This is a genomic window from Pseudomonas lactucae (assembly GCF_016937615.1).
GTDB classification, from domain to species: domain Bacteria; phylum Pseudomonadota; class Gammaproteobacteria; order Pseudomonadales; family Pseudomonadaceae; genus Aquipseudomonas; species Aquipseudomonas lactucae.
Map to the genome: position 1 here is coordinate 1 of NZ_JAFHKI010000105.1, position 16,404 is coordinate 16,404.

Annotated in this window: 18 protein-coding genes and 1 pseudogene; 4 read left to right on the forward strand and 15 right to left on the reverse strand. The window is 62.5% G+C overall.

Translation table 11 applies throughout. The annotated features are described in order from the left end of the window. Positions 1 to 36: 36 nt before the first annotated feature. Both JWR98_RS19565 and JWR98_RS19570 read right to left on the reverse strand, forming a co-directional pair. The gene (locus JWR98_RS19565; RefSeq protein WP_078735028.1) at positions 37 to 615 is read right to left on the reverse strand and encodes a YceI family protein; all 579 of its coding nucleotides are present in this window, start codon (positions 613 to 615) and stop codon (positions 37 to 39) included. Between the two features lie 32 nt (positions 616 to 647). After that, the gene (locus JWR98_RS19570) at positions 648 to 1,199 is read right to left on the reverse strand and encodes a cytochrome b (protein ID WP_078735029.1); all 552 of its coding nucleotides are present in this window, start codon (positions 1,197 to 1,199) and stop codon (positions 648 to 650) included. A gap of 273 nt (positions 1,200 to 1,472) precedes the next feature. Here JWR98_RS19570 and JWR98_RS19575 point away from each other — a divergent pair, with 273 nt between their 5' ends. Further along, positions 1,473 to 2,879, forward strand: a complete 1,407-nt coding sequence (locus JWR98_RS19575) for an adenosylmethionine--8-amino-7-oxononanoate transaminase (protein WP_078735030.1) — start codon at positions 1,473 to 1,475, stop codon at positions 2,877 to 2,879. Between the two features lie 162 nt (positions 2,880 to 3,041). Beyond that, on the forward strand, positions 3,042 to 3,761 hold the full coding sequence (locus tag JWR98_RS19580) for a 16S rRNA (uracil(1498)-N(3))-methyltransferase (RefSeq protein WP_205490976.1): 720 nt from the start codon (positions 3,042 to 3,044) through the stop codon (positions 3,759 to 3,761). Positions 3,762 to 3,798: 37 nt separating this feature from the next. Here the strand turns inward: JWR98_RS19580 and JWR98_RS19585 are convergent, their stop codons facing one another. From JWR98_RS19585 to JWR98_RS19595, 3 genes are read right to left on the reverse strand one after another with little or no spacing between them, the layout of a single operon-like run. Then, positions 3,799 to 4,701 carry a transporter substrate-binding domain-containing protein gene (locus JWR98_RS19585; protein WP_205490977.1) on the reverse strand — a complete coding sequence of 301 codons (903 nt, stop codon included), beginning with the start codon at positions 4,699 to 4,701 and terminating at the stop codon, positions 3,799 to 3,801. Positions 4,702 to 4,726: 25 nt separating this feature from the next. Continuing rightward, on the reverse strand, positions 4,727 to 5,077 hold the full coding sequence (locus JWR98_RS19590; RefSeq protein WP_078735033.1) for a RidA family protein: 351 nt from the start codon (positions 5,075 to 5,077) through the stop codon (positions 4,727 to 4,729). Positions 5,078 to 5,087: 10 nt separating this feature from the next. Then, on the reverse strand, positions 5,088 to 6,329 hold the full coding sequence (locus tag JWR98_RS19595) for a D-amino acid dehydrogenase (RefSeq protein WP_078735034.1): 1,242 nt from the start codon (positions 6,327 to 6,329) through the stop codon (positions 5,088 to 5,090). Positions 6,330 to 6,437: 108 nt separating this feature from the next. On the opposite strand from JWR98_RS19595, the gene JWR98_RS19600 reads away from it, so the two are divergent. Continuing rightward, positions 6,438 to 7,340 carry a LysR family transcriptional regulator gene (locus tag JWR98_RS19600; protein ID WP_078735035.1) on the forward strand — a complete coding sequence of 301 codons (903 nt, stop codon included), beginning with the start codon at positions 6,438 to 6,440 and terminating at the stop codon, positions 7,338 to 7,340. A gap of 20 nt (positions 7,341 to 7,360) precedes the next feature. Here JWR98_RS19600 and trhA read toward each other — a convergent pair whose 3' ends face one another. After that, the gene (gene trhA / locus JWR98_RS19605) at positions 7,361 to 7,978 is read right to left on the reverse strand and encodes a PAQR family membrane homeostasis protein TrhA (RefSeq protein WP_017530995.1); all 618 of its coding nucleotides are present in this window, start codon (positions 7,976 to 7,978) and stop codon (positions 7,361 to 7,363) included. A 144-nt stretch (positions 7,979 to 8,122) separates the two neighbouring features. On the opposite strand from trhA, the gene JWR98_RS19610 reads away from it, so the two are divergent. After that, a complete protein-coding gene (locus tag JWR98_RS19610; RefSeq protein WP_003176649.1) occupies positions 8,123 to 9,043 on the forward strand; it encodes a LysR family transcriptional regulator in 921 nt (306 codons plus the stop codon). A gap of 105 nt (positions 9,044 to 9,148) precedes the next feature. Here JWR98_RS19610 and madM read toward each other — a convergent pair whose 3' ends face one another. The 9 genes and pseudogenes from madM to mdcA all read right to left on the reverse strand — a co-directional run bounded on the left by madM (position 9,149) and on the right by mdcA (position 16,285). Then, entirely contained in the window at positions 9,149 to 9,913 is a 765-nt protein-coding gene (gene madM, locus JWR98_RS19615) for a malonate transporter subunit MadM (RefSeq protein ID WP_003176650.1), read from the reverse strand. Between the two features lies 1 nt (position 9,914). Beyond that, positions 9,915 to 10,328 (reverse strand): malonate transporter subunit MadL, encoded by a 414-nt coding sequence (gene madL / locus JWR98_RS19620; protein WP_078735036.1) that lies wholly within the window; start codon positions 10,326 to 10,328, stop codon positions 9,915 to 9,917. 67 nt (positions 10,329 to 10,395) lie between these two features. Beyond that, positions 10,396 to 11,295 carry a malonate decarboxylase subunit epsilon gene (mdcH, locus tag JWR98_RS19625; RefSeq protein WP_078735037.1) on the reverse strand — a complete coding sequence of 300 codons (900 nt, stop codon included), beginning with the start codon at positions 11,293 to 11,295 and terminating at the stop codon, positions 10,396 to 10,398. Further along, positions 11,292 to 11,888, reverse strand: coding sequence for a malonate decarboxylase holo-ACP synthase (locus JWR98_RS19630; protein ID WP_205490979.1), 597 nt, complete (start codon positions 11,886 to 11,888; stop codon positions 11,292 to 11,294). The genes mdcH and JWR98_RS19630 overlap by 4 nt, the downstream gene beginning before the upstream one ends. Continuing rightward, on the reverse strand, positions 11,882 to 12,652 hold the full coding sequence (gene mdcE / locus JWR98_RS19635; protein WP_205490981.1) for a biotin-independent malonate decarboxylase subunit gamma: 771 nt from the start codon (positions 12,650 to 12,652) through the stop codon (positions 11,882 to 11,884). The genes JWR98_RS19630 and mdcE overlap by 7 nt, the downstream gene beginning before the upstream one ends. After that, positions 12,649 to 13,491 (reverse strand): biotin-independent malonate decarboxylase subunit beta, encoded by an 843-nt coding sequence (locus JWR98_RS19640; protein WP_205490983.1) that lies wholly within the window; start codon positions 13,489 to 13,491, stop codon positions 12,649 to 12,651. Before JWR98_RS19640 ends, mdcE begins: the two co-directional genes overlap by 4 nt. Continuing rightward, positions 13,484 to 13,783 (reverse strand): malonate decarboxylase subunit delta, encoded by a 300-nt coding sequence (locus JWR98_RS19645; protein WP_078735041.1) that lies wholly within the window; start codon positions 13,781 to 13,783, stop codon positions 13,484 to 13,486. The genes JWR98_RS19640 and JWR98_RS19645 overlap by 8 nt, the downstream gene beginning before the upstream one ends. Next, positions 13,783 to 14,616, reverse strand: coding sequence for a triphosphoribosyl-dephospho-CoA synthase (locus JWR98_RS19650; protein WP_205490985.1), 834 nt, complete (start codon positions 14,614 to 14,616; stop codon positions 13,783 to 13,785). Before JWR98_RS19650 ends, JWR98_RS19645 begins: the two co-directional genes overlap by 1 nt. Then, positions 14,617 to 16,285, reverse strand: a pseudogene (gene mdcA, locus JWR98_RS19655) (malonate decarboxylase subunit alpha). It lies immediately after the preceding gene. Positions 16,286 to 16,404 lie beyond the last annotated feature (119 nt).

Here is a 16,404-nt window from a genome sequence, read left to right on the forward strand (position 1 = left end):
ATCGAAAGATGCGGGGCATTTTTATTTGGGCAGAAATTACTTCTGCTTAACGCCTTCCAGCGAAATGTCCAGGTCGACAGTCTGCGAGGACGGGCCTGGGCCTTTGATGCCGAAGTCGGTCAGGTTAAGCGTGGTCGTGGCGTTGAAGCCGGCACGTTCGCCGCCCCATGGGTCCTTGCCTTCACCGTTGAAGGTGGCCTTGAAGACCACTGGCTTGGTCACGCCGTGGAACGTCAGGTCGCCGGTCACATCAGCGGTTTTGTCGCCGGTGGGTTTAACCGCGGTGGAGACAAACTTGGCGTCGGCAAACTTGGAAACGTTCAGGAAATCGCCGCTGGCGATGTGCTTGTCACGTTCGGCGTGGTTGGACCACAGGCTGGCGGTTTTCACGTCGACTGCGATTTTGCTGGCTTCAGGCTTGGCCGAATCCCAGCTGAAGGTGCCGTCCCAGTCCTTGAAGGTACCGTGGATGTAGCTGTAGCCCAGGTGGCTGATTTTCCAGTCGATGAAGGCGTGCTGGCCTTCCTTGTCGATCTTATAGTCAGCGGCCATTACCTGACCTGCCGACAGCAGAGCGGTACCGATTGCCAGAGCAGCAAGTGTCTTTTTCAACATGCTTTATATTCCTTGTGAGTCGAGGTTGAACATCAGGCTTTGCGCCCCAGCATTCGCGTGAGGGTCGCATCACGATCGATAAAGTGGTGTTTCAACGCGGCCACGCCGTGCAAGCCGGCGAAGACCACCAACACCCAGGCGAGGTACAAGTGCACCACACCCGCGGTGTCTGCCTGGTCCGGTAGACCGGCAACCACGGCAGGGATTTCAAACAGGCCAAACACCGGAATACCGACACCGTCGGCGGTGGAAATCAGGTAACCGGCAATCATCACGGCAAACAGGCCGATATACAGGAACGCGTGTCCAAAGGCGGCGCCGATACGGGTCATGCGGCTATAGCTGGTGAGCGGTGGCGGCGGCGGGCTGACCAGGCGCCAGACGATCCGCACCAGCATGATCGCAAACAGCGTGATACCAATGCTCTTGTGCAGATCCGGAGCGTCTTTGCGCCAGGCGCTGTAATAGTCGAGGCCGACCATCCACAGGCCCAGGGCGAACAGACCGAACACCACCAGGGCCACGCCCCAGTGCAAAACCATACTGACCCAGCCATAGCGGGCCGGCGAATTGCGTAACTGCATGTACTTAATCCCGTAAGAGCTGCGCCCAAGACTAGCGATTTACCTATCGAATTAAAGCGAAAAATTTCGCTTTGAAATATCGAGAAATACGATCTTGAGGGTATGAAGCGTAAATTAACCAAGGATTAAGCACTATCCGGAAGAAACGTGACAGACCGTCCTGCGTTTACCGCCAATTCATGCGTAATGGGTTGTGGCACAGGCGCCCATTGCATAGGCTTGCGCGATTGTTTCACCTGCACCACTCGCAGGACCGCTTCGAGGAGATCACCGATGGGCTTGAACAACCAGTGGATGCAACGCGACCTCGCGGTGCTGTGGCATCCCTGTACCCAGATGAAAGACCACCAGCAACTGCCGCTGATACCGATCAAACGCGGCGAAGGCGTGTGGCTGGAAGACTTCGAAGGCAAGCGCTACCTCGATGCCGTCAGCTCCTGGTGGGTCAACGTATTCGGCCACGCCAACCCGCGTATCAACCAGCGCATCAAAGACCAGGTCGACCAACTGGAACACGTGATCCTGGCCGGGTTCAGCCATCAGCCGGTGATCGAACTGTCCGAGCGCCTGGTGGCGATGACGCCCGAGGGGCTGACCCGCTGCTTCTACGCCGACAACGGCTCGTCGTGCATCGAAGTGGCGCTGAAGATGAGCTTCCACTACTGGCTCAACCGCGGCCTGCCGAACAAAAAGCGCTTCGTCACCCTCACCAACAGCTACCACGGCGAAACCATCGCGGCGATGTCGGTGGGCGATGTACCGTTGTTTACCGAGACTTACAAAGCGCTGCTGCTCGACACCCTCAAAGTGCCGAGCCCTGATTGCTACTTGCGCCCCGAAGGCGTGAGCTGGGAGGAACACTCACGCACCCTGTTCCAGGCCATGGAACAAACCCTGGCGCAGCACCACGACAGCGTCGCCGCGGTGATCGTCGAACCTCTGATCCAGGGCGCCGGCGGCATGCGCATGTATCACCCGGTGTACCTCAAGCTGCTGCGCGAAGCCTGCGACCGCTACGGTGTGCACCTGATCCATGACGAAATCGCCGTAGGCTTCGGCCGCACCGGCAGCATGTTCGCTTGTGAACAGGCCGGCATCCGCCCGGACTTCCTGTGCCTGTCCAAGGCTCTGACGGGCGGTTACCTGCCACTGGCGGCGGTGGTCACCACCGATGATGTCTACGACGCGTTCTACGACGACTACCCGACCTTGCGCGCTTTCCTGCACTCTCACAGCTACACCGGCAATCCGCTGGCGTGCGCGGCGGCCCTGGCGACCCTGGATATTTTCGAAGAAGACAACGTCATCGAAAACAACAAGGCACTGGCCCAGCGCATGGCCACGGCCACCGCACACCTGGCCGATCATCCGCATGTGTCGGAAGTCCGCCAGACCGGTATGGTTTTAGCCATTGAAATGGTCCAGGACAAAGCCACCAAGACCGCCTACCCATGGCAGGAACGCCGTGGCCTGAAAGTGTTCGAGCATGCCCTTGAACGCGGTGCGCTGTTGCGGCCGTTGGGCAGCGTGGTGTATTTCCTGCCGCCCTATGTGATAACGCCGGAGCAGATCGACTTCCTTGCCGAAGTCGCGAGTGAAGGCATCGATATCGCGACCAACAGCAAGGTCAGCGTTGCCGTGCCAAAAGACTTCCACCCCGGCTTCCGCGATCCGGGCTAAACACCCCACCCCTTGTAGGAGCCGGCTTCTGTGGCGAGGCAGCTTGCTCCCGCTGGGGTGCGAAGCGCTCCCAAAAGCTGGCGACTGCTACGCAGTCGGACGGGAGCAAGCTCCCTCGCCACAGTAAACTCGCTCTTACACAAAATTTTCCAGAGAACAGAAATGAGACTGTCCCGTTTTTTCACCGACACCCCGCTGAGCCTCGGCGACCATGAGTTGCCCGAAGCCCAGGCGCATTACATCAGCCGCGTGCTGCGCATGGGCGAAGGTGACGCCGTGCAATTGTTCGACGGTTCCGGCCAGGAGTTCCTGGGCACTCTGCTGGAGGTCGGTAAAAAACGCGTCACCGTGCAACTTACGCAGCACTTCGCCGGCCAGGCCGAATCGCCGCTGCACATCCACCTCGGCCAGGGCCTGTCCCGGGGTGAGCGCATGGATTGGGCGATCCAGAAAGCCACGGAGTTGGGCGTCAATGCGATCACGCCGATTTTCAGCGAGCGCTGCGAAGTGCGCCTCAAGGACGAACGCGCCGACAAACGCCTGCTGCACTGGCGCCAGGTGGCGATCAGCGCGTGCGAGCAATGCGGGCGTTCGACGGTGCCTGTCATTCACCCACCGCTATTGCTGGCCGACTGGCTGAAGCAGACCGAGGCCGACCTCAAGCTGGTGCTGCACCCGGTGGCTGAGCCGATGGTCAGTCATGCCAAGCCTGCGAGCCTGGCGTTTTTAATCGGTCCAGAGGGTGGGTTGACCGACAACGAAGTCGAAACCGCCCAAGGCGCCGGCTACCACGCCGCTCGCCTCGGCCCGCGGGTGTTGCGCACCGAGACCGCACCGGTAGTCGCCTTGGCCGTCGCCCAACAACTATGGGGCGACTTCTAACCCCTTTGCAAACCCATATTGATCGGGTTACCACTTCTTACTCCACCGGATCACTGACCGGCTTGGCAATAATTGCCTTCAACTCGCTGGTCATCGGGAATTCCAGGTTCAACCCCTTGGGCGGAATCGGCTGTTCAAACCAGCGTTGGTAAATCCCGTTGATCTCACCGCTGCGGTACAGGTCAGCGAGGGCCTCGTTGACCACCGCGAGAAACTGCGGGTCGTCCTTGCGCACCATGCAGCTGTAGATCTCGCGCGACTGCTCCTCGCCCACCACCACCCAGTGGTGCGGGTCCTTGGCCTTGGCGCGCTCGCCGTAGAGCAACGCATCGTCCATATAGAACGCCACCGCGCGGCCAGTCTCCAGCATCTTGAACGCTTCGCCATGGTCCTTGGCGCTGATCACAAACATATTGGCCTTGTGCTCGGCGTTGTAGCTCTTGAGGAAACGTTCGTTGGTGGTCCCGGCGGTGGTCACCACGTTCTTGCCCTGGAGGTCGGCAAAGCCTTTGATGCCGCTGTCTTTAGCCGTCAACAACTGGCCTTTCACATAAATAAACCCGTAGGAAAACGCCACCTGCTTCTGCCGCTCCGCAGTCACGCCGGTGGAACCGCATTCCAGGTCGACGGTACCGTTCTGCACCAGCGGGATACGGGTCTGGGAGGTCACCAGGTTGTATTGCACATTAAGGTTCGCGACCCCGGTTTTCTGCTGGATACGCTCGACAATCCTGCTCGCCAGGTCCACCGAATACCCCATGGGTTTGCCGCTGCTATCGCCCACATAGGAAAACGGCACCGATGCATCGCGATAGCCCAGGGTGATGGATTTGGCATTGGCGATCTTGCTCAACGTACCGTCCAGAGCCGGTTCATTCGCATGTACCTGCGCGCCCAGCAAAAGTCCCAGGGTGCAGCCAGTCAACAGGATCTTTTTCATTGTTATTCTCCGTGGCTCTGTGAAGTTATTTACGTACGGCAATCACGCTGATTTCCACCAGCACGCTGGGCCGCGCCAGCTCGGCTTGCAGGGTGGTGCGTGTGGGCGCCATCCCCGGTGTCAGCCATGCGGACCACTCTTCGTTCATCGGCGCGAAACCGCTGCCGATGTCCTTCAGATAAATGGTCGCATTGAGCAGGTGATCCTTGTCGCTGCCCGCCTCGGCCAGCAGTGCATCGATCTTGGCCAGCACTTCGCGGGTCTGGGTCGATACGTCCTGGCCTTCGCCCGGCACCTGGCCCGACAGGAACACCAGGTCCTTGAAGGTGACGGCACCGCTGAGACGTTCATTGCTGCTGATTCGGGTAATGCTCATGGATGCATCCTCAAGCCGCGCAGGGCGTCAGGCCCTGCATATCAATGGAAGGATTGCGCTGGCCGATCAGTTCGGCGAGCAACTGGCCGCTGCCGCAGGCCAGGGTAAAACCCAAGGCGCCGTGGCCGAGGTTCAGCCACAGGTTGCGATATTGGCTGGCGCCGATCAGCGGCACACCGGTCGGGGTGGCCGGGCGCATACCGGCCCATTCCAGCGCATGGTCATAGTCACCAGCCGTAGGAAATGTCTCTAGAGCCTGACGCTTGATCAGCGCCAGGCGCTTGGGCTCAAGGCCGGCGTCGAAGCCGACGATATCCACCATGGCCGCGATCCGCAGCTGTTCACCGATGCGCGCGTAAACGATCTTGCGGTCGTAGTCGGTGATGCTCACGCTCGGCGCCTGGTGCTGCGCGCCGATCGGCACGCTCAGGCTGTAGCCCTTGAGCGGGTACAGCGGCAGCGCCAGGCCCGGCAAGCGCAGTTCGGCGCTGCGATGCCCCGCCGCCAATACCAGGTGCTCGACCGGCATCACCTCGTCGCCCAGCTCGATGGCCTGCACCCCCCCCTCAGCATGGCGAATGCCGGTCACTTTGCGCCCCAGCACAAAGCGACAGCGCCCGGACGCCTCAAGCCGCGCCGCCAAACGCTGGCAGAAGGCATGGCAATCGGCGACTTCCTCGTTTGGCGTGTAGATCCCGCCGACAAACCCACCGCCTGCCAACGCCGGCTCCAGGCGTGCGCAATCGGCAGCCGACAGCACTTGCTGCTGCAGAATATCGGTGACTTTGCTGCGTGCATGTTCAAAGCTGCCGGCATTGCGAAAGGTCACCAGCTTGCCGTTGCGTCGCCAGTCAAAGCCGTCCAGGCAGTCGTCCTCGCGCCATTGCTGCAAAGTGCTTTGGCTCAGGGACGCCAGGCGCAGCAAATGGGCCGCATTGCGCTGGTTCACTGAACCGCGACAGGCGGCAATGAAGGCCGCCATCCAACGCCATTGCTGCGGGTCGAGCCGTGGACGCAGCTTCAAGGGCGAATCACCGCGCAGCAGCCAGCCAAGCGCTTGCAGCGGCACGCCGGCATCCGCCAACGGCGCGACATAGCGGTAGGACAGCTGCCCGCCATTGGCGAAGCTGGTTTCGCTGCCCAGCGTGTCGCGTGCATCGATCACCGTCACCTCATGGCCGGCCCGCACCAACGCATACGCACTGGCCAAGCCGATAACCCCACCACCGATGATACAAACCTGCCTGGCCATCCCAGCCCCCAGCCGTTGATTGAAGAGAGGCCAAGCGTAGGCCCAGATGACAGGACACCGACAATCAATAAAGATGGGCCACCTATAAACAAAGGTTATGGACTCGCCATGCGCTTGCGTCATATCGAAATCTTCCAGGCCATCCGCCAGACCGGCTCCGTCAGCGCGGCCGCGCAGTTGCTGCACGTGTCGCAACCGGCGGTGACCAAGGTGCTGCAGCACGCCGAGTTGCAACTGGGCTTCCCGTTGTTTTTGCGCGTGCGTGGCAAATTGCAGCCCACCCCGGAAGCCCTGGCACTGGAAAGCGAAGTGGAGAAAGTCACCGCGAGCCTGCAAGGCGTGCGGCGCCTGGCCAAGAGCTTGCGCCGCGCACCGGGGCAAAGTGTGCGTATTGGGGCGACCCCGGCGTTGGCCTTGTCGCTGCTGCCGCCGGCGATTCTGGAATGGAAACGCAATTACCCGGACATGGCCTGCGAGCTGTCCAGCGACCACAGCCGCGAGCTGGTGCAAAAACTGTTGATGCGCGAAATCGATCTGGCGCTGACGCTCAACTTCTCCGGGCATCCGGGGCTCACCACCCAAACACTGGCCAACGGCGTGCTCGTAGCGTTGGCTTCGAAAGGTTATTGGCCGGACACCGAACTGCATCTGCCCTTGCCATTGGCCGACCTGGCCGGGGCAGCGCTGATTGGCCTGTCCAGCGCCGACCCACTGGCGGCAAAACTCGACAGCTACCTGGAGAGCGTCGATCCGCCGCCGCGCGTGACGATCTCCGTGCAAACCTACTCGCTGGCCCGTGCGATGGTGGAGTCCGGTGCGGGCTTAACGGTGATCGATCCGTTCACCGCGTCGGGTGCCTCGTTGGCTACCACCTGCATCCGCCCGCTCACCCCACCGCTGCCGATTACGCTGTATGCCCTGACCCGCGCCAACGAGCCGCCGCCACATATGCTGGCCAAGTTGCTGGAGATATTCGGCAAGCGGGCGTGTGAATTATTGGAGCGCCTCTAAGGACAACGCCCCTCCCACACTCATAGCACGTAATGCATGATCGCCACAAAATGCAGCAGGCTGCCGCCGATCACAAACAGATGCCAGATCCCATGGGAATGCCGCAGGCGATCCTCCAGGGCAAAAAAAATGATGCCGACGGTGTACAACACCCCACCCGCCGCCAGCCACGTGAACCCTGCCATACCCAGCCCGGCGATCAGCGGCTTGACCGCCACCAGCACGATCCAGCCCATCACCGCGTAGATCACGATGGAGAGAATCCGCGCCTCGGAGCGCGGCTTGATCTCCTGCAAGATACCGATCACCGCCAGCCCCCACACGATGCCGAACAGCGTCCAGCCCCACGGGCCGCGCAGTGTCACCAGGCAAAACGGTGTGTAACTGCCGGCGATCAACAGGTAGATCGAAAAGTGGTCGACCTTCTGCATGATCTCTTTTCGCCGCCCGCGCACGCTGTGATACACAGTCGACGCGCTGTACAGCACCATCAATGTAAAACCATAGATCGCCACGCTGACGATCTTCCAGGGGCTGCCATCCAGGCTCGCCACCACCAGCATCCAAACGGCGCCGATACACGCCGCGACTGCACCGAGCAAATGGCTCCAGGCGTTGAAGCGTTCCCCGTGATACATGTGTCACTGACCTCCTGTAACCGTTGACGGCTGGCGGCAAGCCTCCAGCCTTGCGCATCAGAGTGCAAGCGCCGTGTGACGTTCCGGCGACGCCGCACGCTTTTGCGGGCACAATCGAAGGCATTCGAACAAGAGCCCACGGCCATGCTGATCGACGAAGAATTCACCCTCAAAAAGCTCGAAATCTTCCTGGCGTTCATGCGCACCGGCAACCTGGCCCGCGCCGCCGCCGAGCTGCAGACCAGCAATGTCAGTGTGCATCGCGCCATTCATTCGCTGGAAAATGCTCTGCGCTGCCCGCTGTTCAAGCACGAAGGGCGCAACCTCACCCCGCTGGAAAGCGCCTACGTACTTGAAGAACGCGCGCAGAAACTGGTGGCCGATGTGGTCGACAGCGTGCGCCTCACGCGCGAAGCCGCTGGCTTCTCCGCCGAGCGCTTCAAGCTCGGCTCGCTGTATTCGCTGACGGTCAAGACCGTGCCGCAACTGATCATGGGCCTGAAGATCCGCCGCAGCGAACTCAACATCGACCTGATCCTGGGCTCCAACTTCGACCTGCTCTACAAACTCAAGAACATGGAAGTCGACGCGATCCTGATCTCCCTCGACGAACACGCCAACGACCCCGATTGCGAACAGATCGCGCTGTTCTCCGATGACATCTTCCTCGCCACCCCGGCCGACTCGCCCTTTGACCGCACCCGGGAAATCGACCTGGCGGACGTGCGCGACGCCACCTTCATCACCCTCACTCAAGGCTTCGCCACCCATCAGGACGGCAACCGGGTGTTCAAGCAGGCGGGGTTCGAGCCGAAGGTAGCGATGCAGGTCAACGACATCTTCACGCTGTTGAGCATGGTCAGTTCGGGAGTGGGTTATGCGCTGCTGCCGGGGCGGATTGCGGCGGTGTATGAGAACCGCGTGAAGCTGATACCGCTGCAAGCCAGGTATCGGTTGCAGCAGCATATTGGTGTGGTGTTCTTGAAGGCCAAGGAGCGGGACCCGAACTTGCTGGCGTTGCTGGCGGAGTGTCGGATGTATGCCAATCGGCAGGTGCCAGCCTGACACTCCGCCATCGGGGGCAAGCCCCCTCCCACATTTGAAATGCGGTCAAAATGTGGGAGGGGGCTTGCCCCCGATAGCGCCAGACCAGACAGCGCAAATCCTGAATTAGCCGACCAGACCACGCACAATGAAGTACAACAACGAAGGCCCCAGCAAACACCCAAGCCCGGTGTGAAACGTCGCGGTCAACGCACCATACGGCACCAGGCGCCGATCCGTCGCCGCCAGGCCCGCAGTCACCCCACTCACCGTGCCGGCCAACCCACCGAACACCATCGCCGAACGCGGGTTATCCAGCCCCATCCAGCGCGCCGCCACAGGTGTGCCGACCATCACCAGAATCGCCTTGATCAACCCGGTGGCAATCGACAGCGCCATTACATCGGAGGTCGCGCCAATCGCCGCGCCGGTGACCGGGCCGACGATATAGGTCACGGCGCCAGCGCCGATGGTGGTCATGCTGATCGCATCGCGATAACCAAAGGCCCAGGCCATGCTCGCGCCGACGATAAACGGCAGAATCGTGCCCAGCAGCAAGGCGATCACACCGATCATCCCGGCTTTGCGCGCTTCGGTAGCTTGCACCTCGAACGCGGTGGCAACGATGGCGAAGTCGCGCAGCATCGCGCCGCCCATCAGGCCGATGCCAGAGAACAGCGCCAGGTCGGCCAAGCCTTTTTGCCCACCGGTAATCGTGCCGCCGACCCAGGCCAGGACCAGCCCAATCACGATGGCAATCGCCGAGCCGTGAATGCGCCCGAAGGTCAGGCGCTTGGACAGCACCACGGACACCCACATCACCACGCCCACGAAGGCAAAGGCGGTGATCAAACCATTATGTTCCAGGCCTTTTTCGATGAGATCCCACATATCAGCGGCCTCCCACGACAGGTGTCGGCGTGATCAGCGGCTCTTCATCGGGCAACGGTTCGCCTTTATGCGTGCGGCTGATCAAGGCAATGGTACAACCACACAGCACCACCGAACCGATGGCCGCGAGTACCGCGACCGGGCCGCCGTGCAGGGCGGTAACGACGTTCTGTTGCGCGGCCATTGCCACGACAACGGGGATATACATGGCGCCCCAGAAGCCGACGCCCATTTCGCAATCCCTGGTCATGCCGCCGCGCTTTTGCATCCACAGGCGGGCGCAGATCAGCAGGATCATCGCGATGCCCACCCCGCCCACGTTGGATTTGACGCCCAGCAACACGCCGAGCATGTCGCCCATGATCACGCCCGCGAGCGTGCAGATCGCCAGCAGTGCCACACCGTAAATAATCATTGTTGTTGTCCTCAAAGTGCTCGATCGACATTGTTGTTTTTGTACTTCGACAGCCTTGGGTGGTGCTTTATCGGTGGCGGCGCTCCTCCTCTTGCAGCAGGGCCTGCAAGGTGTCCAGGCGTGCGCCTTCACAGGCGATCACCGTGCCTTGCTCAAAGACACGCCGTGACAGACCGGTGAGCACGGCGCCCGGGGGCAGTTCGATTTGCAGGCGCACCCCGCGCTCGTAGGCGCTTTGCGCGGTGCCGCGCCAGTCGACGACGCGGCACATGTTGAAGGCCAGATCGTCGCGCAGTTGCTCAGGATTGTGGATCGGCCGCGCACGGGTGCTGCTCAGGTAGGTAATGCGCGGCGTCTTGAGCGGGACAAAGGCTTGCGCCAATGCCTGGGCCGGTTGCTCCAGCAGCGCGCAATGAGACGGCACGCTCACGGCCAGGCGCCTGGCAACACCATTGCCTTGGATGCGTTGGGCGACAAGCTTCATCGCGGCGTCGCTGCCGGCGATCACCGTCTGGTTGTCGGCATTGATATTGGCCAGGTACACCGGGGTGTCGGGGCTGTGGATGTCGGCCAGCAGGGTTTCGACGGTGGATAACTGCGGGCCGATGATCGCGGTCATGCCGTAGCCCTGTGGATAAGCCTGTTGCATCAGCTCACCACGCAAGGCGACCAGCCGCACGGCATCGGCGAACGCCAATGCGCCGGCAATCACCGCTGCCGGGTAGGCGCCAATGGACAAGCCCGCCACATAATCCGGTGTGTGGCGCAACAGACGTGCATGGGCTACGCCGGCGATCAATAGGCACAGTTGAACGGCGCGTGTCGACTCAAGGGCCTTCGCGTGATCGAGTAAGCGAACGTCTTCGCCCAGGGCGGCGCTGGCTTCATCCAGTACTTCGGCAGACAACGACTGGAGCATGCCCGGCCGTTGCGCACCTTGCCCTGGGAATACCAGCAGGCTGCTCATGCCACAGCCTGCCAAGGGTCGAGCACCAGGTGCGCACCGCTGGCGGTCTTGAGCAACACCCGCCGTGATGGACCGGCCCATTCGCGCAAGGCGACCGCGCCAAAAGGGGTTTGCAGTTGCAGGTCGACGGGGCACACGGCTGTGTTCACCTTCGCCAGCAGGTCACGAGCCTGATCGCGCGCCAGCGGATCGGGCGTGCGCAGAATCAAATCCAGGTCGCTCAGGGCATGCAGCGCTTCGATGCCGGTGGCCAACTCAAAACCGGCACTGCCACTGACGCCCCAGTTGGCCTGCGCCAGCATCGGCCGCAGTTGCTGCAGTGCCTGCAACGCGGGTAAATCCCGGGGTGAGATCACACCGCACAGCGCTTCGGGCACCACCCGCCGACGCACGGCTGCAATCGGCATCTGCGCGGCAAAGCGCTGCTCACGCAAACGCCCGCGCACGCCGACCGCCACCTGGTCCGGCTCGGCGAGGGCGCGGCGCACCACTACTGGATGGCCGGCGCTGATCGCATCCACCGCCCAGGCCGGTGCATCGGCGGGCAGGTGCGCCGGGGTCATGCCCCAGAGCAAGTCATGGGCGTTCACCATTGCTCCCGCAACAGCTGGCGTACGTGGCTGGAAGCGGCGCGGTTAGTGGCGCCGAGGCGGCCGCTCAGGTCTGCGCTAGCCACGTCCTTGATGGCACTGACCAGACACTCACGCACCCGCGCCAGATCGTCCGCCGTGGGCTGTTCGATCTGGCTGACCGACAAGGTCTCCCACAACAAGCCGAGGCTGGCGAAGCTGTCGATGTCATACGCCATCGGCGGCACGCTGGCGGCCAGGGCTTCGAGCTCTTCAACACTGCGCAGGGTCACCCGTGCGGCTGAGGCCTTGCCCATGGCGTGCACCATCACGCCGGGGTCGCGCAGGGCGATCAGGCGGTTGGCCTGGTAGCCGTGGGCGAGAAACGCACCGGACATGGCCTTGCCCACCAACAACGCGATCACCGGATGCCCGGCCAAACGGGCGCGGGCGTAGGCATCGGCGGCGGCGGCCAGGGCTTGATGGATACCGAGGGCTTCTTCGCGACGGCCATAGGCTTGGCTCGGCACATCGACGATGGCGATGATGGGGCGTTTGTCGCCGCGAGCGATGGCTTCATCCACGGCTTTGGCCAAGCCCCAACCTTCGAGCAAACCGACTTCGCCGCCGCGCGCACGGGGGAAACGATTCTGTGCGTCGGTGACCACGGCAATGAAGCGCACTGCCTGCTCACCCAACACACCGTCGGCCGCTTTCAATGAACCGGGCAGACCGGCGACGGCTGCGGCACCGGCGCTCAACGCGTTGAACCACTGCAACCCTCTCATGAGCGTTCTCCCTGATACAGATCGCGAACCGTCGCCGGGTCGATTTGCGCCGTGGTGTCCAGCTCGGCCAAACGCGCCAGGTAAAAATCGGCTTGCCGACTGCGTTGTTGCGCGGGCAAGCCTGCGTGCAGCAACGCGGTGACGGTCTGTTGGACCTGCGCCACATCGTCCGCCACATAGCGATCGGCCAGGCCGCTGTTAAAACGCTGTTCGCCGCCGGTGAGGCTCCAGATGAACGGCCGGTCGCGCGAATCGTATTCGTCCAACCCGGCCTCCTGCTCGATCACCTGCGGACCATTCAGGCCCAGGCGGGCTTCGCGGGTCACCACCAGATAGCTGCACAACCCGGCGGCGATGGACATACCGCCAAAGCACCCGACACTGCCCGCCACCACACCAATCACCGGCTGATACTGGCGCAGGTCGACAATCGCCGCGTGGATATCGGCAATCGCGGCCAGGCCCAGGTTGGCTTCCTGCAAGCGCACGCCACCGGTTTCCAGCAGCAGCACGGCGCGAGTCGGGATGCCCTTGCGGTTGTCTTCGGCGGCCAGTTCCAGCGCCCCGGCGATTTTTGCGCCGCCGACTTCACCGAGGCTGCCGCCCTGGAAGTTGCCTTCGATGGCCGCGATCACCACCGGCAAACCGTCGACGCGGCCTTTGGCGATGATCACGCCGTCATCAGCCTGGGGCACCACACCTTGACGGCCCAGCCAGGGCGACATGACGCGCTGGAACGGGTCGATCAGCTCACGGTAGGAGCCGGCGTCCAGCAACGCCTTGGCTCGCTGGCGCGCACCGAGCTCGACAAAGCTGTGTTGGGTGAGCAAGTCAGTCATGGCCGATCTCCTCGAAACCCTGCTCCAGGCGCAGACGCACCACGCCGGGGGTTGCACCAAAATCGTGAATATCAATATTCAAGGCCGGTGGCCTGTGTTCCTGGAAGATCCGTTCGAACAGGTGCTGCCAGCGTTGCTGCGCGCCATTGACCGAGGTCTGCACCTGGATCCTCAGCGTGCCGGACGTGCCTGGTTCCAGCAGCACTTCCAGGTCGCCCGAGCCGACGCAACCCACCAGCGCACGGCCTGTTGGCGGCTGCCCGGCGGGGAATTCAAAGGATAAGGTTTCCATCACAACACTCCGTCGAGGCGGTCGATAAACAGGCAGGCGGCCAACAGGTCGGCGGCGCCACCGGGGGAGGCATTCAGGGCCAAGAGTTGGTTGTCCAGTTCGTGCAGACTGCGGCGCCCGGCCAGAGTCGCGCTGCCGCCGGCGTCGAGCACCGCTTGGGCGCCGTGTTGCATGGCTTGCAGGCCTTCGGTGCCGGCGCGGTAGAGCACGCAGGTGTCGGCCAGTTCGGTCATGATCGCCAGCAAAGCGTCGAGGCGAGCGTTCTGTTCACCGGCGTTTTGGCGGCGGCTCCTGCGCAGTTGCGGCAGGCCGCGCTGCGTCACGGAAGGGAAGCCCAGTTGCGCTTCTTCACGGGCACCGCGTGCGCCGTAACGTTGCGCGACCTGGGCGCCGTGGCTCATCGGTTGAGGCGCATAACGGTCGTTGAGCAGGGCTAATCTGGCCGCATTCCGCGTTATGGCGCGCGGTTCCAGGGCGGCCGATGCGGTCAGCAAGCCAAGCGCCCAGATCGCGCCGCGATGGGTGTTCACGCCTTGGGTAGTGGCGAGCATCGCCTGTTCGCCTTCACGACCGATGCGGCCGAGGGCTTCGCGCAGCGGCAAGCCGACTTCGCCAATATCGATAGCCGCCTCGGCCATGTCCTTGAACATCGGCCACAGCGACAGCGCCGAGGCGTGCATCAGCCCCAGATGCAAATCGTTGTGGGCGCCATTGCCGCGCCGGTCCACCAGGGCGGGTTTGGGCGACAGGTCGGCCTCGTCTATCAGCGCATCGACGGCCATATCCGCCAGGCGTTCGGCGAGGCTCAGTTCATGCAGTTTGAGGGCGCGCATTTACCAGCTCCTGAATTTGGCGGGCGGGTTGTACAAACCACCGGACCACTCCACCAGGTCGGCCACGCTCTTGGCGGCCAGCAACTCGCGGGTGGCATCGGTGCGGCGAATGCCCAGGTCTTCGGGCAAGGCGATCAAGCCTTCGCGGCGCATGCGCGCGGTGTCCTTGGGGTTGTGGCGCAGGCCAATGGCGGTGACCCCGGCGACGGCGGCGATCATCGCCTGGCGCTCTTCCAGGGAGCGGGCCTTGTACAGGTAGGCGATGCCTTCTTCGGTAAGCAGGTGGGTGACGTCGTCGCCGTAAATCATGATCGGCGCCAGCGGCATGCGCTTTTGCGCGCCACTTCGACCGCATCCAGGGTGTCGACGAAGGTGGGCTTGCCGCCTTCCTGGAAGGTCTCAACCATCTGCACCACGAGCTTTTTGCCACGTTCGAGCAAGGCATCGGGCGCATCGTCGTGGCGCATGTCCAGCCAGGCCGGCGTGCTGTGGCGACGGCGCGCGGGTCGTGCCCCATGTTCGGCGCCCCGCCAAAGCCGGCAAGGCGGCCACGGGTCACGGTGCTGGAATGGCCGTCGCCATCGACTTGCAGGGTGGCGCCGATAAACAAGTCCACCGCGTACTGACCGGCCAGTTGGCAGACCATGCGGTTGGAGCGCATCGAGCCGTCGCGGCCGGTAAAGAACACATCCGGGCGCGCGGCGATGTAATTCTCCATGCCCAACTCGGTGCCGAAGCAATGCACGCTTTGCACCCAACCGCTTTCAATCGCCGGGATCAGCGTAGGGTGCGGGTTGAGGGTCCAGTTGCGGCAAATTTTGCCCTTCAGGCCCAGGGATTCGCCGTAGGTGGGCAGGATCAACTCGATGGCGGCGGTGTTGAAACCGATGCCGTGGTTGAGCGACTGCACGTTGTGTTTTTCGTAGATGCCACGGATCGCCATCATCGCCATCAGCACATGCACCGGCTTGATATGGCGTGGGTCGCGGGTGAACAGCGGTTCGATGTAGAACGGTTTGTCGGCCACCACCACAAAATCCACCCAGCTGGCCGGGATGTCCACGCGAGGCAAGTCGCTGACGTCGTCCACCAACTGGTTGACCTGCACGATGACGATGCCATCGCTGAAGGCGGCGGGTTCGATCAACGCCGGCGTGTCTTCGGTGCTGGCGCCGGTGTAGATATTGCCGGCACGGTCGGCCATGAAACCGGCCGAGAGCACGACGTTGGGGATCAAGTCCACGACCAGGCGGGCATAGAGTTCGATGTAGGTGTGAATCGCGCCGATTTCCAGCAGGCCGTCTTCCAGCAACTGGCTGATGCGCAGGGATTGGGTGCCAGCAAAGGAAAAGTCCAGCTTGCGGGCGATGCCTTTTTCGAACAGGTCCAAGTGCTCGGAGCGGCCAACGCTGGGCATGATCATGTGCAAATCGTGGAGCTTGGCCGGGTCGGCCTTGGCCAGGGAGCGTGAGAGGAAATCGGCTTGCTTCTGGTTGTTGCCCTCCAGCACCACACGGTCGCCGGGAAGGATCAGCGCCTCAAGCGCTTCGACGATCCTGTCGCTGGGCAATACCGCCCCGTCTGCGTACTTTTTGACCAGCCCGAGCCGCCGCTGCTTCTCGTCGCGCCGCCGCGTCCAGCGCGAGTCGGGGATAGTTATTGTTGTCATGGTCGCTCCACGGGGTTTGCTGTCGTGGGGCTTACCTTAGGAGTGATTCAGGGAGCCATCAATCAAGCTCAGTAGCAGACCGTTACGCCTGGAGTAACGAAGAACGAATTGTGGGAGGG

Coding starts and splice junctions, on each gene's coding strand:
- JWR98_RS19565 (WP_078735028.1), bottom strand. CDS start 615: ATGTTGAAAAAGACACTTGCTGCTCTGGCAATCGGTACCGCTCTGCTG.
- JWR98_RS19570 (WP_078735029.1), bottom strand. CDS start 1,199: ATGCAGTTACGCAATTCGCCGGCCCGCTATGGCTGGGTCAGTATGGTT.
- JWR98_RS19575 (WP_078735030.1), top strand. CDS start 1,473: ATGGGCTTGAACAACCAGTGGATGCAACGCGACCTCGCGGTGCTGTGG.
- JWR98_RS19580 (WP_205490976.1), top strand. CDS start 3,042: ATGAGACTGTCCCGTTTTTTCACCGACACCCCGCTGAGCCTCGGCGAC.
- JWR98_RS19585 (WP_205490977.1), bottom strand. CDS start 4,701: ATGAAAAAGATCCTGTTGACTGGCTGCACCCTGGGACTTTTGCTGGGC.
- JWR98_RS19590 (WP_078735033.1), bottom strand. CDS start 5,077: ATGAGCATTACCCGAATCAGCAGCAATGAACGTCTCAGCGGTGCCGTC.
- JWR98_RS19595 (WP_078735034.1), bottom strand. CDS start 6,329: ATGGCCAGGCAGGTTTGTATCATCGGTGGTGGGGTTATCGGCTTGGCC.
- JWR98_RS19600 (WP_078735035.1), top strand. CDS start 6,438: ATGCGCTTGCGTCATATCGAAATCTTCCAGGCCATCCGCCAGACCGGC.
- trhA (WP_017530995.1), bottom strand. CDS start 7,978: ATGTATCACGGGGAACGCTTCAACGCCTGGAGCCATTTGCTCGGTGCA.
- JWR98_RS19610 (WP_003176649.1), top strand. CDS start 8,123: ATGCTGATCGACGAAGAATTCACCCTCAAAAAGCTCGAAATCTTCCTG.
- madM (WP_003176650.1), bottom strand. CDS start 9,913: ATGTGGGATCTCATCGAAAAAGGCCTGGAACATAATGGTTTGATCACC.
- madL (WP_078735036.1), bottom strand. CDS start 10,328: ATGATTATTTACGGTGTGGCACTGCTGGCGATCTGCACGCTCGCGGGC.
- mdcH (WP_078735037.1), bottom strand. CDS start 11,295: ATGAGCAGCCTGCTGGTATTCCCAGGGCAAGGTGCGCAACGGCCGGGC.
- JWR98_RS19630 (WP_205490979.1), bottom strand. CDS start 11,888: ATGGTGAACGCCCATGACTTGCTCTGGGGCATGACCCCGGCGCACCTG.
- mdcE (WP_205490981.1), bottom strand. CDS start 12,652: ATGAGAGGGTTGCAGTGGTTCAACGCGTTGAGCGCCGGTGCCGCAGCC.
- JWR98_RS19640 (WP_205490983.1), bottom strand. CDS start 13,491: ATGACTGACTTGCTCACCCAACACAGCTTTGTCGAGCTCGGTGCGCGC.
- JWR98_RS19645 (WP_078735041.1), bottom strand. CDS start 13,783: ATGGAAACCTTATCCTTTGAATTCCCCGCCGGGCAGCCGCCAACAGGC.
- JWR98_RS19650 (WP_205490985.1), bottom strand. CDS start 14,616: ATGCGCGCCCTCAAACTGCATGAACTGAGCCTCGCCGAACGCCTGGCG.